Genomic DNA, 12,967 nt, shown 5'->3' with positions numbered 1-12,967 from the left:
AGCAAACCGGGGATTGTTCGGGTTGGTCACTGTCGTGCGCGTGGATTTATGCCGCAGCACACCACTAATGCCTAGCAGGCTCATCAGGCGATTGACTTTCTCCCGGCCAATGTCCCATCCAGCCCGCACGCCACGGTGAGCAGCAGCGGGCCGAGCACCCCGGAGGCCGGGAGCCGCAGCCACCGTCCCACCCGATCCCCGCCCAGGGCGATGGCGAGTATTAATACCGTGGCCCCGAGGCGGAAGCGGTACGCGCCCTGTTCCGCCCCGGGCGAATCCGGCGGGGTGAGCAGGTGCGCCACCGGGGGCAGCGTCACCGAGACCACCAGCAGGCGCAGGTACTGGGTCAGCGCCACGAAGCGATAATCGGCTCCCACCTCCCGGGCTATGAGCGGCATGGTGGAGGCCCCGCCCGGCAGCATGGCCAGCACGGCCGTCTCCCGGCTTACCTCCTTCTGCGCGCGAGCCAGCGCCAGGGCCACGGCTAGGGAACAACCCACGGTGAGCACGGAAAAGAGCAGACCGGGCAGGGTAAAGGAGGCCAGGGTGGCAGGCGCCATGCTCACCAGCGGCAGCCCCGCCATGATCCCGATGATGCCGCGCCCGAAGCGGTAATAATGGGTGTTCACGCGCAGCTCCTGGCCTCGACCCAGGGCGAAGGCCCCCGATACCGCGATGGCCGCCACGATCCACGCCGCCGGGACGTGGGCCCGGCTGAGCACCACCCCGAGGGCCGTGGAAAGGGGTACCACCAGTGCCCAGGCACCGGCCGTGCTGCGATCGGGGAGGCTCACCATGACCTCACCCTATAGAGTGACTCACATGACAGTGGAACTCGGCGCGGGCACCTGGGCGCTCCTGGCCGGCGGGGCGGCCCTGGCGGGGTGGGTGGACGCCCTGGTGGGCGGCGGCGGGCTGATCCTCATCCCGCTGCTGCTCGCGGCCGCGCCGCAGGTGCCCTACGCCACGGTGCTGGCCAGCAACAAGCTGGCCTCAGTGAGCGGGACGGCGTCGGCCGCCGCGACCCTGGTGCGTCGGGTGCGACCACCGGGGCGCGTCCTGTGCTTCGCGGTGCCGCTGGCGCTGGCCTGCGCGGCGGCGGGCGCGCTGCTGGCGGCCGGGATGAACGCCGCGATCATGCGCCCGATCACCATCGCGCTGCTGGTAGGGGTGGGGATCTTCGTGGCGCTGCGCCCGGACTTCGGTGCGCGGGCCCGCCCGCGCCCCTGGACGGGGTGGCGCGCGGCGGCGGTGCTGGTGGTAGTCGGCGCGATCGCCGCCTACGACGGCTTCTTTGGCCCCGGCACCGGCATGTTCCTCATCATGGCCTTCACCGCGCTGCTGGGGCAGAACTTCGTGGCCTCCGCCGCGATGGCCAAGGTGATCAACACCGCCACCAACCTCGGCGCCCTGTGCGTCTTCCTGCTGGGCGGGCACGTGTGGTGGTCCCTGGGGCTGGTGCTGGCCGCGGCGAATATCTGTGGTGCGCAACTGGGGGCGCGCACCGTGCTCGGCGGCGGCACCCGCCTGGTGCGCTATGCCCTGCTGGCCCTCGTGGTGGTGATGAGCGCATACCTGGCATACCAACAGTTCCTTGGCAGCCAGGCGGCAGGGTAGCACCCTAGCCTGGGCAAGCATGAAGCACAGTACCGACGCCCTCGTGGCGCACGTGCCGCAGGGCTGGGCCGAGGCGCGGGGGGACGCGATCGTTCGGGGGCTCTGCCGCGCCTCCCGCCTGCTGGGGCTGAGCCGCGCTCACCTGGTGGCCGAGGCCAGCGACCTGCCCGCCCTGGCCGTGGCCGCCGCGCACCACGGCTCCGAGCTACCCGCCGGGTTCCAGCTCTGCCAGCGCGGCAGCTGTGCGCAGCCCGGCGTGCTCCTCGACGCCGCCTTCCTGCTGCGGCTCGCCCGGGTGGAGGGCGCGGTAGCGGTGTAAGGCCTTAAGGCATCCCCTTCTTCGTCCGCGCCGTGGCCGGGGTGCTCCACGGGTCTTCCGGCCAGGGGTGCTTGGGATAGCGGCCGCGCATCTCCGCGCGCACCTGGGCGTAGGGCCCGGCCCAGAAGCTGGCGAGGTCGTCCGTGATAGCGAGGTCGCGCCCCGCCGGGGAGAGCAGGCGAAACTGCACCGGAACCCCGGCGCACACGGGGGATTCCGCCAGGCCGAAGCACTCCTGGAGCTTCACGCGCACCACCGGGCGGCCCTCGGAATAGTCCACGCGGGGGCGCGAGCCGCTGGGCACGGCCAGGCGCTCGGGGGCTAGCTCGTCGAGCCGGGCGGCCTCCGGCCAGGGGAGCAGGCGGCGCACGGCGGGGGAGAGATCCACCCGCGTCACGGGGGTGCCGGCGGCGATGGCCTCCAGCTCCGGGCGCAGCCACACCTCGGGGTCGGCGGCGGCCGGATCCGGCCAGGGTTCGCCCACTCGCGTGCGCAGGAAGGCGAGGCGGTCGAGGAGGTGGGAGGCGGCGTCGGAAAGCCGGAACATGCCCAACCCCTCGGCGCGCACGGTGGCGGCCAGGGCTTCCACGGCCCGCTCGGCGGGCACCGCCACCGGGGTGGCGGACAGCTCGATCGCACCGAGGCGTCGCACCAGCCGCCCGCGCACCCGCCCCTGGATCACCTCGGCGCGGTGCTCCTCGGTGATGCCTACGGCCTCGACGGCCTCCTGCTCGGTCAGGTGCGCGGCCGCCCGAATCACCGCCCCCGCACCCGAGCGGGAGACCTCCGCCACGGCGAGCCAGGGGGCGTCGGTCAGCGGGGAGGCCTGCGGCAGGCGCGCCCGCGTGCCCGAAGCCAGCAGGTACTCGGTGCCCCGGCGGCGAGCCACCTGGCCGGGGTAGGCGCGGGCCGTGACCGCCCCGGGGCTTGCCGGCTGCCCCGCGCCGGAGACCAGCCGGCGCAACCGCTCCACCTCCTTACGGGGCGCGGCGGCCTCCGCGATGTCCCCGCCGGGGGAGGAAGCCAACGCTGCCACCGTCTCCGCCGCGCCGGGGCCCAGCTCCCGCAGCGCCCGACCCAGGCGCGGGTCGAGCGGCAGGGCGGCCAGGGCGCGCCCGGTCTCGGTGGCGGCCCCCTGGGCGTCCAGCGCCCCGAGGCCGCGCAGGGTCTCCTCGGCGGCGTCGAGGGCCGCGGCCGGGGGAGCCTGAAGCAGCGGCAGCCCCGCCCCGCGCGGGGTGCCCCAGCACGCCAGCCACAGCGCGGCCTGGGTGAGGTCGCTCACTGCGATCTCCGGGGTGACCTCGGCGGGAAGGCGCTGAAACTCCTGCTCGGACAGCGCCCGGATCACCCGGCCGGGCCCCTCGCGCCCGGCCCGCCCCGCGCGCTGCTCGACGGTGGGCCGCGCCGCCGAGACCGTGACCAGGCCGTTCATCCGGCGCGCGGCGTCGCGCCGAGGCTCGCGCGACAACCCGGAGTCCACCACCGCCCGCACCCCCGGCACGGTGAGCGAAGACTCGGCTATCGACGTCGCCACCACCACCCGCGGCCCCGCCCCCGGTTGCAGGGCCGCCTGGGTCTGGGCCGCGCCCAGCCGCCCGTGCAGGGGCACCCCCAGCCCGCCCAGATGGCCGAGCACCCGCTCCACCTCGCGCACCCCCGGCACAAAGACCAGAACGGACTGGCCGTGCTCCGCCACGTCGCGGCGCGCCAGGCGGGCCAGGTGCTCGTAGAAGGCCGGCTCGCCGCCCACGCGCCCGGGGTGCGGGGCGTAGGAGATTTCCAGGGGGTGGATCGCCGCCGGGCTATCCACCACGGGCGCCCCGCCCAGCAACTCCGCGTAGCGGGCCGCCTGCACCGTGGCGGACATCGCCACCAGCACCAGGTCCTCGCGCAGCTGCGCCACCTCGATGAGCATGCCCAGCACCACGTCCGTGTCCAGGTGCCGCTCGTGCACCTCATCGACCACCACGGCCGCCACGCCGTCCAGCGACGGATCGCGCAGCACCATCCGCAGCAGCACCCCGGGGGTGACGAACTCCACCAGCGCGCCGGGCAGGCTCCCCCCGCGCATCCGGTGGCCCACCCGATCCCCCAGGGCGCTGCCGTCGAGGCCCGCTAGCCGCCGGGCTGCCGCCCGCACCGCCACCCGGCGAGGCGCGCACACGAGTACCTTGCCGGTGGCGGGCGAACCACCCAGGGCGAGGTTGGCCAGCGCCGGGGGAACCAGCGTGGTCTTGCCCGTCCCGGGCGGGGCCTGCACCACGGCGCGGCGGTGTTCGGCGCAGGCCTCCGCGAGGTCGGACAGCGCGGCGGCGAAGGGCAGGCCGGAGCCGATGCGGGAGAGATCGAAGGTGCGCACGGGGATCAATTCTCCCCGCTAAGGCGCGGCCCTGGGCGGCCGGGGGCCAGGAGAACCAGGGGATCGGCGGGTTCAGTCATGCCTACCATTGTGACTGATCCGTGCGCTGTCTCCCTCGCTATAGTAGGTGGACATGAGCGAGCACCATCACATATTGAAGACGGCGGTGGTCACCGGGGCGTCCTCCGGGATCGGGGAGGCCGCCGCCCGCGCCCTGGCCGCCGACGGCTGGCACGTCATCGCCGCTGCCCGTCGCTACGAGCGGGTGGCCGCCCTCGCCGCCGACATCGGCGGCCAGGCCCACCGCCTCGACGTCACCGACGAGGACTCCGTGGCGCAGTTGGCGCAGGCGGTGCGGGACCACGGCGGCTGTGACCTGCTGGTCAACAACGCCGGCGGTGCCAAGGGGCTCGACCCCGTGGTGGAGGCCGACATCGACCAGTGGCGCTGGATGTACGAGGTCAACGTGCTGGGCACCCTGCGCGTGAGCAACGCCCTGCACGGGGTGCTGGCGGCCTCACCCCGCGGCGGACTCATCATTAACATCGGCTCCGTGGCCGGGCTCAACCCCTACCCCGGCGGGGCCGGATACAACGCCGCCAAGTTTGGGCTGCGCGCCCTGACCAGGGTGCAGCGCATCGAGGAGGCCTCCACCGCCCCCGAGGGGCTGCGCGTCACCCAGATCGACCCCGGCCGCGTGCACACCGAGGAGTTCTCCCTCAACCGCTTTGGTGGCGACGCCCAGCGCGCCGCCGCCGTCTACGAGGGCGTGCTCAGCCTCACCGCCGAGGACATCGCGGAGGCCGTGCGCTGGGTGGCCTCCCTGCCCGCCCACGTCAACGTGGATCACCTGCACCTCATGCCCAAAGACCAAACGTGACGATTGAATCCCTCCTCGCGCTGCTGCTCACCTGGTGCGCCGCCATCGCCAGCCCCGGCCCGGACATAGTGCAGATCACCCGCGTCGGCTCCCGTGGCCGCCGCGCCGGGGTGTGGTGCGCCGTGGGCATCATGACCGGCAACGCCATCTGGATCGCGGCCTCCCTGGCCGGGCTGGCCGCACTGTTACAGGCCTACCCCGCGATCCTGGGGTGGCTGCAACTCCTCGGCGGCTCCTACCTCGGGTGGCTGGGGTGGAAGGCGCTGCGCGCCGGGATCGCCGGGTTATCCTCCGGTGGCGCCAGCGCCGGTGCGGCCCCTGACCCCGGGCTCTCCGGTGGGCCCGCGATGAGTCCAGCCCGGGCCTGGCGCTCCGGCCTGGCCACCAACATGGCCAACCCCAAGGCCATCGTGTTCTTCGGCGCCGTGTTCTCCCAGTTCATCCGCCCGGACATGGGCGCCCACTGGACGCTCATCGTGGCCGCCGTGCTCATCGTTGTGGGGCTGGCCTGGTTCGTCGGTTTCGCCCTGGCCGTGCGGACCCTCTCCGCGCGGATCGCCCGCAACGGCGCGGTCATCGACGCCGCCACCGGGGTGATCTTCCTCCTGCTCGCGCTGTACATGGCGGTAGAGGGGGTGCGGGCGGTGGGGTGAGGAGCCTCCGTGCGCGGCGGGGTTGGTTTCTTGACCCCCGCTACACTGGATCCTCATGCAGGTAGCTGAGGTACCCATCAGGGAAGAAAGCATCAAGCTGGGGCAGTTCATCAAGCTGGCGAGCCTGGTGGCCACCGGGGGCGAGGCCAAGGAGGCCATCGCCGCCGGTGCGGTGACCGTCAATGAGCAGCAGGAGGCGCGCCGCGGGCGCACCCTGGTTTCCGGGGACGTGGTGTGCGTGGGCGGCCGGTGCGCCCGGGTGATCGCGGCCGGTGCGGCCCCGGAGGACGATTACTTCGACGAGGCCACCGCCGACGATGACTTCGATCCCGAGAAGTGGAGGAACCTCTGATGCCCGCTTTCCACGCCGAGCCGGGAATGCCCTACTGGATCGACCTCAATACCTCCGATCCCCGCCGCAGCCAGCATTTTTATTCCGAACTCCTCGGCTGGGAGTTCGAGCAGGTCAGCGAGGACGGGCAGCTTCGCGCCCGGGTGCAGGGCCTGCCGGTGGCGGGCCTGCTGCCCCAGCCGGAGGATTCCGCCCTGCCGGATACCTGGGTCACCTCCTTTGCGGCCCGCGACCTCGATGAACAGATGGGAGACGTCGAGAGGCTCGGTGGGCGGGTGCTGAGCGAGCCGCAACCCACCCAGGCGGGCCGACTGGTAGTCCTGGCGGACGCCACCGGGGCGTTGTTTGGCCTGGTGGAGCCGCCGCGGGGGGAGGCCTTCGTGGCCGCCGGGGAGCCGGGCACGCCGGTGTGGCACGAGCTCACCGCCACCGCGCGCTACGCCCAGGCGGGGGAGTTTTACCGGCGGCTGCTGGGTTGGACGCTCGAGGAGGGGCAGGGCTACACTACGGCGCTCGCCGATGGGGCCGCCTTCGCTGGCCTGGCCGATGCTCAGGGGCAGTTTCCCCCGCAGGTGCCCAGTTTTTGGCAGAGCTACCTGGGGGTCGAGGATGTGGACGCGGCGGTGGCGCGGGTGCCGGAACTGGGTGGCCAGGTGATCCGGCCGGGCTGGGAGAGCCCTTTCGGGCGGCTGGCGATCATCGCGGACTCCACCGGGGCCACCGTGATGCTGTGCCAGGTGGCGGCCTACACGGAGCCGGACATCGCGGAGGGAGACGATATTTTCGCCGCCGCCGAGGAACAACTGGGGAAAATATAGTTGCACTGCGCGTGCACGTACTATAAGTATTAGCAATATGCGTACTATTTCCCTGCGGGCCCTGGCGGCCGCCGGTGTGCTGCTGGCCTGCGCCCCCGCCGCCCAGGCCCTCACCATCGAGCCCGCGTTCGTGCCCGCGCGCACCCAGATGACGCTGAATATCGCGGGCCGCCCCGCCATCGCTACCGCGAACGCCTCGGAATCCCGCCCGGCCCTCTCGCTGTCCAAGCTCTACCTGGGGTATTGGGTGCTGGCGCACGGTGCGCCCGAGGACGCCGCCCGGGTGGAAAACATGATCCGCTACTCCGAGGACGCCACCGCCTCCGCCCTGGAGTCCCGGTATCCCCAGGCCATTCCCGAGGTCATCGCCCAGTTTGGCCTGGCCGATACCCGGCACAACGGCTTCTGGGGCAACACCACCACCAGCACCAACGACGTCACCTCCTTCCTTCAGGCCATCCGGCACGACCCCGTGGCCCAGCCCCTCTTCGAGGGGATGCGCACCGCCGCCCCGCGCGGCGCTGATGGCTATCCCCAGGATTACGGCACTTCCCGCGTGCCGGGCGTGTTGGGCACCAAGTTCGGCTGGGCCGACGACCACACCGTGCACGCCACGGCCTCCTACGGCCCCGGTTTTAGCCTCGCCGCTAACACCTACGGCTCCCGCGACCAGCACACCCAGGACGTGATGGGCGCCGTGGTTCCCGATGCCCCGGCCCTTCCCGCGACCCCGGCCCTGCCCGATGCCCCCGTCAATGAGGGCAGCACCACGACCGAGACCAGCGAGATGGCCACCGGCGAGGAGATCAAGCAGAAGGTGGCCTGCCTCGACCCGTTCGGGGTGCGCGACGTCTTCATCAGCGACGACGCCGCCGTACCCGGTGCCCTGCTCCGCGCGCTGCCGATCTGCGGCTAGGGGATTACGGCCCCGCACCAACCCGAAGGGGTGTCACTGGGCGGGGTGCCGGGCCAACAACCCCAAGGGGTGCCATCGCTGCCCCACGCGCCCCACGGCAGTCCTACTGGCACCCCTTAGCGCTGCGAGTTAGCGCCGGGAGAGAAACTCCGCCACGCCGCGAATCTTGGCGCGGGCCACCTCGGGGGTGGAGATGCGGTGGCGCGCGGTGAGCCTGCGCACCTCCACGTGGTCGGCTCCCTCCAGGCTCGCGGGAACCTCGGCTATCTCGTCGCGCGAGGCGATCTGCACGAGGGTGCGCGGCCAGCGGGCCACGGGCGGCAGTTCCACGCCCGCGCGCACCTCCTCCGGCAGCGCGGCCACCGATCCGAGGTCGGGGAAGGTGAGCGCGAGGGCGTCGAAGAAGGAGGCGGCGAGTACCGCCAGCGCCGCGCCGGAGGAATAGCCCCAGCCGGTGACGTGCAGCGCCCCTTGGTGGCGGGCGTAGTCCGCGCCATCGCGCACGGCCGCGACGATCCGGGGCAGGTCGTGGGCGGGGGCCAGCGGGTAGTCCAGATCCAGGATGGTGGTGCCGGACAGGGCGGCCGCGGCGGCCACCTCGGGCCGCCACTGATGCTCCAGGGCCTCCCCGGAGCCGCGCCACCATCCCCCGGAGTGCAGGGAGACGGCCCATCGGCCGGTGGGCCGCGGCGGTTGGAACACGCGCCCGCCCACCTCGGGAACCTCGCGCGTGGTGGTATCGGAGCCAAAGGCCACGCCGGGCATGGAATGATCGAGGCCCGCGCCCAGCATGAGCATGGCGGCGTGGGTGAGGCGATCGGGCAGCAGCGCCGTCCATCGGTCGGCGGGGCGGGGATCGCCCGTGCCCCCGGCCCACGGCGGGGTAAAGGAGGGGAGGGGATAGTGGGCGTCGATGTAGGCGCCCAGCTGCTCTAGCTGCTGCTGCTCGGTGAACTCGCGGTCGATGCCGCCCACCCGGAAGGCCTGGCGCTCGGTGTTGTCCTCACTCATGGCCACCAGGGTAGGGCAGCGCGCTACCAGATGCGCACGCGATCCTCCGGGGCCACCCACATGGGGGAATCCGGGCCGGTCTCCGGGAAGGCCTCGTAGAACTCCGCCACGTTGGCGGCGATGACGTTGCATCGGAATTCCGCCGGGGAGTGGGGGTCGATGGCCAGGTATTGGGTGGCCATCTCTGGGCGGATCGCGGTGCGCCACACCCGCGCCCACGCCAGGAAGAGGCGCTGCAAGCCGGTGAACTCGGTGTCTGCCACGCGGGGGTCGGCGCCCTCGACGTCGAAGGGGGCGGTCTCGGAGCCGTCTTGGCCGTGATCGGCCAGCCAATTCTTGTAGGCCACCACGGCGATGCCCAGGCCGCCGAGGTCCCCGATGTTTTCCCCCAGGGTGAAGCGCCCGTTCACGCCGGGCGCGCCCTCCGTCTCGTCCTGCCCGCGCAGCACGGTGGGCACCAGGCCGTCGAACTGCCCGACCAGTTTCTCCGTGAGCGCGCTGAAGGCTACGCGATCCTCGTCGCTCCACCAGCTGCGGAGGTTGCCGTGGCCGTCGTACTGCGAGCCCTGGTCGTCGAAGCCGTGGCCGATCTCGTGGCCGATCACCGCGCCGATGGCGCCGAAGTTCTCGGCGGCGTCCGCCTGGGGGTCGAAGAACGGCGGTTGCAGGATGGCGGCGGGGAAGGTGATGTCATTGACGGTGGGGTTGTAGAAGGCATTGACCGTCTGCGGCGTGCTCACCCACTCGGCGCGGTCGGTGGGCCTGCCCACCTTGTTCACCTCGTAGTCGTGCAGGAAGGCCGAGCCCGCGCGCACGTTGGCCACCAGGTCCTCGCCCCGGGGGGAGAAATCGAGGCCCTCGTAGGAGCGCCAGGCGGCCGGGTAACCGATCTTGGCCTGAAACAGGCCGAGCTTGTCTAGGGCGCGCTGCTTGGTCTCCTGCGTCATCCAATCCAGGGCGGCAATCCGCTCCCGGTAGGCCGCCGTGAGGTAATCCACCAGGGTGAGCATCTGTTCCTTGGAGCTGGCGGGGAAGTGGCGCTCCACGTACGCGCGCCCGATCTCGTAGCCCACCAGGGATTCCGCCAGCCCCACCGCGCGCTTCCATCGGTCGCGCTGCTCGGTGGCGCCGGAGAGGCGGCGGCCGAAGAAGTCGAAGTTGGCCTCGGAGATCTCCGGGCTGAGCACGCTCGCGCGGGCGCTGAGCAGGTGCCAGGTGGCCCACAGCCGCCACTCCTCCAGGTGCTCCGGGGCGAGCAGGTCGGCCAGGTGGGCCACGTAGGAGGGTTCGCGCACGATGAGGCGGCGCTCCGGGAGGCGGGCGCCGCGCAGCAGAGTTTGCACGATGCCGGGCAGGTCCGCGAACTCGGTGGGATTGTTGGTCTTGAGGGCGTCGCGGCTGTCCACCACGTCCCAGTGGCCCCGGGCCAAGCGGGTCTCCAACCCCACAACGGCCTCGGCGGCCCCGGCCGGGTCGTCGAGGGAAAGGAAGCCGAGCATCCGCTCCACATGGGCGCGGTAGGCGGCCAGGGTCTCGGCGTGCTCCTCGGCGCGGTAGTAGGCCTCGTCGGGCAGCCCCAGCCCGGACTGCACCAGGTAGGCCACGTCCGTGTCGCCCCCGGAATCCTTGGCCACCCAGAATCCCACCGGGGCACCCACGCCCTCCCGGTCTAATTCGCCCAGCAGGCGCGCCAGATCCTCCGGGCTGCGCGCGGCGGCGATCCGCTCCAGGTCGTCGCGCAGCGGCTCCACCCCGGCCAGGTCAAGCGCCTCGGTGTCCATGAAGGCGGCGTAGAGGGCGCCGCCGCGACCGTCGTCGTCCTGAAGGATGCGGTGGACGTCGGCCTCGGCGGCGTCGCGCAACGCGTGGAAGGTGCCGTCCACGCCGCGATCGGCGGGAATGGTGTGCGAGGCCAGCCAGGGGCCGTTGATAAATTCGTACAGATTCTGCATGGGCCCCACTGTACTGTGGTGGCATGCCGCGATACCGTCTCCAACCGGACAGGCCGTTGCCGCTGTGGTGGGGTCTGCTGGCCGCGCTCGCCGTGTACTTCGGCGCGCCCGCGGCCCTCAACGCCGCCATCCCGCAGCGCTCCGCCACCGCCGACGCCGTGGAACTCGGCGCGCTCGGCTCCGACTGGAAGATCCCCGTGCCGGGGCTGACGTGTCGCAGCAGCGGCTTCTCCCTCGTCGAGACGTGGATCTGCGGCGAAAGCGTGCTCAGCTCCACCGTGATGGAGGGGGTGGAGGACCCGGATCTCACCCTGCGCCGCCTCCTGCGCGGCGTCAGCGCGGACCTGGCCTACCCCGGGCCGGAGGCCTCCCGCACCGAGCACGAGGGCATCCCCCTGCTTATCGACGGCTCCCGCGTCGCCCTCCTGCACGAGGGCCCGGACGGGCAATACCTGGGCGTGGTCCTCGAGGGGCCCCAGCAGGGGATTATCGACACGATCCTCGATGCCCTGACCGAGGAGGCGCGGCAGCGATGAATCGACTCTTTGCCATCACCCTGGGCATCGGCACCGCGCTGGGCTTGCTGTGCCTCCTGCTCCAGCTCGCCAACGACCTGATCCTGAGCCCCGCGGCGCTGGGCATCGGGGTGGGCCTGGGGCTGTGCTACGTCCTGCTCATCGTGGGGCTGCTGCGCTTGAGCCCCATGTGGCCCGCGGGGGCGCACCTCTGGGTGCTCCCGGCCCTGATCTGGGGCGCCGGAACCTCGCTCGGCCTCGTGATGATCCTGGCCACGCCGCTGAGCGAGATCCCCGAGAAACTCGGCTGGGACCTCGTGGAGGCCTCCCTCGGCGGGGCCTACCCCGAGGAATGCCTCAAGGCCCTGGGCGTGATGCTAATCCTGCTCAGCTTCCGCCGACTCAACCGCCCCTGGCACGGCCTCATCGTGGGGGCCGTGGTGGGCCTGGGCTTCGAGACCGTGGAAAATCTCCTCTACGGTGCCAACGGCGCGATCCTCGACCCCAACTCGGACGCCACCGGCGCCCTCCGCCTCTGGGTGCTGCGGCTGCTCGCCGGCCCCTTCCTCCACATCGTGTTTACCGGCATTGCCGGCTGGGGCATCGGGGTGGCCCTCTACACCGCCGAGGCCTCCCCGCGCTGGCGGATCGCCCGGGGCCTGGGCTGGTTCCTCGTGGCCTTCGGGCTGCACTTTTCCTGGAACCTCCTACCCGATGCGCAGCTGCACCAGGTGCTCAACATGATCGCGGTGGGCCTGGTGATGTACCCGCTGGCCGGATGGCTCTTTATCCGAGGAAACCGGCAGGCGCGCGGGGACGATACCTACGCCTACAGCAAGGAACCGGTGGTGACGCTTTAGCGGTGCGTTTTAGTCGTGGCGCGCGATCGGGGCGAACGCCGCCCCGGTGGCCCGCACCAGGGTCTCCGGGCTGAGCACCAGGTCGAAGCCCCTTCTGCCGCCGGAAACTAATATTTCTTCCCGGTTGTTCAGGGAGGCGTCCACCACTGTGGGCAGGCGCCTTTTCTGCCCGATCGGGCTGATTCCGCCCACCACATACCCCGTCACCCGCTGCGCCACTGCCGGATCGCACATGGTGACCTTCTTGGCGTGCAGCGCGGCCGCCATCGCCTTGAGACTCAGCTGATGCGTCACGGGAAGCACTGCCACCGCCAGGCCCTGATCCGACTCCACCAGCAGCGTCTTGGCGATCTGCTCCGGCGGCCTATCGAGCGCCGCGGCGGCCTCCTGGCCGAAGTGGCGATTGGCGGGGTCGTGCTCGAAGGTCACGGTTTTGAAGGGCAGGCCCGCTTTCTCCAGGGCCAGCGTGGCGGGGGTGGCGTGCGCGTTCTTCTTTGGCATGGGGTCGAGTCTAGAGCGCCCCCACCAACACCAAGGGGTGCCAGTGGGCGGTGGCGCGGGCGGGGTGAGGGCGAGATGGCACCCCTTGGCGTCGATGGGGGCTGCGGCCCTGTACCCCTCTCTTACCCAAGGGGTGCCACTGGCCCCGGGTTCACGCCTCGAACACTCGTGGTGGCACCCTTTAGCGCCGCGGAGGTGCCACGCAGAGGGGAGG

General features: G+C 71.8%; 14 protein-coding genes. 9 read left to right on the top strand and 5 right to left on the bottom strand.

The window, feature by feature from the left end; all coding sequences use genetic code 11:
- Positions 1-83: 83 nt before the first annotated feature.
- Positions 84-797 carry an AbrB family transcriptional regulator gene (locus tag H7347_RS08755; protein ID WP_152823129.1) on the bottom strand — a complete coding sequence of 238 codons (714 nt, stop codon included), beginning with the start codon at positions 795-797 and terminating at the stop codon, positions 84-86.
- 25 nt (positions 798-822) lie between these two features.
- Between H7347_RS08755 and H7347_RS08750 the strand changes: the two genes are divergently transcribed.
- Together H7347_RS08750 and H7347_RS08745 are read left to right on the top strand one after the other, a co-directional pair.
- Positions 823-1,617 (top strand): TSUP family transporter, encoded by a 795-nt coding sequence (locus tag H7347_RS08750; RefSeq protein WP_152823128.1) that lies wholly within the window; start codon positions 823-825, stop codon positions 1,615-1,617.
- Between the two features lie 19 nt (positions 1,618-1,636).
- The gene (locus H7347_RS08745; RefSeq protein ID WP_152823127.1) at positions 1,637-1,936 is read left to right on the top strand and encodes a hypothetical protein; all 300 of its coding nucleotides are present in this window, start codon (positions 1,637-1,639) and stop codon (positions 1,934-1,936) included.
- A 4-nt stretch (positions 1,937-1,940) separates the two neighbouring features.
- On the opposite strand, the gene H7347_RS08740 is transcribed toward H7347_RS08745, so the two are convergent.
- Positions 1,941-4,295, bottom strand: coding sequence for an ATP-dependent helicase C-terminal domain-containing protein (locus H7347_RS08740; RefSeq protein ID WP_186337421.1), 2,355 nt, complete (start codon positions 4,293-4,295; stop codon positions 1,941-1,943).
- A gap of 133 nt (positions 4,296-4,428) precedes the next feature.
- Here H7347_RS08740 and H7347_RS08735 point away from each other — a divergent pair, with 133 nt between their 5' ends.
- Genes H7347_RS08735 through H7347_RS08715 form a run of 5 tightly spaced genes read left to right on the top strand, consistent with a single transcriptional unit; the run spans position 4,429 to position 7,914 of the window.
- Positions 4,429-5,175 carry an SDR family oxidoreductase gene (locus H7347_RS08735; protein WP_152823125.1) on the top strand — a complete coding sequence of 249 codons (747 nt, stop codon included), beginning with the start codon at positions 4,429-4,431 and terminating at the stop codon, positions 5,173-5,175.
- Positions 5,172-5,828 carry a LysE family translocator gene (locus tag H7347_RS08730; protein WP_186337420.1) on the top strand — a complete coding sequence of 219 codons (657 nt, stop codon included), beginning with the start codon at positions 5,172-5,174 and terminating at the stop codon, positions 5,826-5,828. Before H7347_RS08735 ends, H7347_RS08730 begins: the two co-directional genes overlap by 4 nt.
- A gap of 55 nt (positions 5,829-5,883) precedes the next feature.
- Positions 5,884-6,180: an RNA-binding S4 domain-containing protein gene (locus tag H7347_RS08725; RefSeq protein WP_152823123.1), complete on the top strand. Its 297-nt coding sequence runs from the start codon at positions 5,884-5,886 to the stop codon at positions 6,178-6,180.
- Positions 6,180-6,998 (top strand): VOC family protein, encoded by an 819-nt coding sequence (locus tag H7347_RS08720; protein WP_152823122.1) that lies wholly within the window; start codon positions 6,180-6,182, stop codon positions 6,996-6,998. The genes H7347_RS08725 and H7347_RS08720 overlap by 1 nt, the downstream gene beginning before the upstream one ends.
- Positions 6,999-7,035: 37 nt before the next feature.
- Positions 7,036-7,914 (top strand): hypothetical protein, encoded by an 879-nt coding sequence (locus H7347_RS08715; protein ID WP_186337419.1) that lies wholly within the window; start codon positions 7,036-7,038, stop codon positions 7,912-7,914.
- Positions 7,915-8,043: 129 nt separating this feature from the next.
- Here the strand turns inward: H7347_RS08715 and H7347_RS08710 are convergent, their stop codons facing one another.
- Entirely contained in the window at positions 8,044-8,925 is an 882-nt protein-coding gene (locus tag H7347_RS08710; protein ID WP_152823121.1) for an alpha/beta hydrolase, read from the bottom strand.
- Between the two features lie 23 nt (positions 8,926-8,948).
- Positions 8,949-10,877 (bottom strand): M13 family metallopeptidase, encoded by a 1,929-nt coding sequence (locus H7347_RS08705; RefSeq protein WP_152823120.1) that lies wholly within the window; start codon positions 10,875-10,877, stop codon positions 8,949-8,951.
- A 23-nt stretch (positions 10,878-10,900) separates the two neighbouring features.
- On the opposite strand from H7347_RS08705, the gene H7347_RS10890 reads away from it, so the two are divergent.
- Positions 10,901-11,413, top strand: a complete 513-nt coding sequence (locus H7347_RS10890) for a hypothetical protein (RefSeq protein WP_186337418.1) — start codon at positions 10,901-10,903, stop codon at positions 11,411-11,413.
- The gene (locus tag H7347_RS08695) at positions 11,410-12,252 is read left to right on the top strand and encodes a PrsW family intramembrane metalloprotease (protein WP_152823117.1); all 843 of its coding nucleotides are present in this window, start codon (positions 11,410-11,412) and stop codon (positions 12,250-12,252) included. Before H7347_RS10890 ends, H7347_RS08695 begins: the two co-directional genes overlap by 4 nt.
- 9 nt (positions 12,253-12,261) lie before the next feature.
- Here the strand turns inward: H7347_RS08695 and ybaK are convergent, their stop codons facing one another.
- Positions 12,262-12,753, bottom strand: a complete 492-nt coding sequence (ybaK, locus tag H7347_RS08690; RefSeq protein ID WP_152823116.1) for a Cys-tRNA(Pro) deacylase — start codon at positions 12,751-12,753, stop codon at positions 12,262-12,264.
- Positions 12,754-12,967 lie beyond the last annotated feature (214 nt).

Origin of the sequence: Corynebacterium sp. zg-331 (genome assembly GCF_014267345.1) — a bacterium.
Classification (GTDB): Bacteria; Actinomycetota; Actinomycetes; order Mycobacteriales; family Mycobacteriaceae; genus Corynebacterium.
This window is presented reverse-complemented; position numbering and strand designations above follow the sequence as displayed.

Excerpts from the sequence above, each read along its gene's own strand:
- H7347_RS08755 (WP_152823129.1), bottom strand. The coding sequence starts at position 797 with ATGGTGAGCCTCCCCGATCGCAGCACGGCCGGTGCCTGGGCACTGGTG.
- H7347_RS08750 (WP_152823128.1), top strand. The coding sequence starts at position 823 with ATGACAGTGGAACTCGGCGCGGGCACCTGGGCGCTCCTGGCCGGCGGG.
- H7347_RS08745 (WP_152823127.1), top strand. The coding sequence starts at position 1,637 with ATGAAGCACAGTACCGACGCCCTCGTGGCGCACGTGCCGCAGGGCTGG.
- H7347_RS08735 (WP_152823125.1), top strand. The coding sequence starts at position 4,429 with ATGAGCGAGCACCATCACATATTGAAGACGGCGGTGGTCACCGGGGCG.
- H7347_RS08725 (WP_152823123.1), top strand. The coding sequence starts at position 5,884 with ATGCAGGTAGCTGAGGTACCCATCAGGGAAGAAAGCATCAAGCTGGGG.
- H7347_RS08720 (WP_152823122.1), top strand. The coding sequence starts at position 6,180 with ATGCCCGCTTTCCACGCCGAGCCGGGAATGCCCTACTGGATCGACCTC.
- H7347_RS08715 (WP_186337419.1), top strand. The coding sequence starts at position 7,036 with ATGCGTACTATTTCCCTGCGGGCCCTGGCGGCCGCCGGTGTGCTGCTG.
- H7347_RS08710 (WP_152823121.1), bottom strand. The coding sequence starts at position 8,925 with ATGAGTGAGGACAACACCGAGCGCCAGGCCTTCCGGGTGGGCGGCATC.
- H7347_RS08705 (WP_152823120.1), bottom strand. The coding sequence starts at position 10,877 with ATGCAGAATCTGTACGAATTTATCAACGGCCCCTGGCTGGCCTCGCAC.
- H7347_RS10890 (WP_186337418.1), top strand. The coding sequence starts at position 10,901 with ATGCCGCGATACCGTCTCCAACCGGACAGGCCGTTGCCGCTGTGGTGG.
- H7347_RS08695 (WP_152823117.1), top strand. The coding sequence starts at position 11,410 with ATGAATCGACTCTTTGCCATCACCCTGGGCATCGGCACCGCGCTGGGC.
- ybaK (WP_152823116.1), bottom strand. The coding sequence starts at position 12,753 with ATGCCAAAGAAGAACGCGCACGCCACCCCCGCCACGCTGGCCCTGGAG.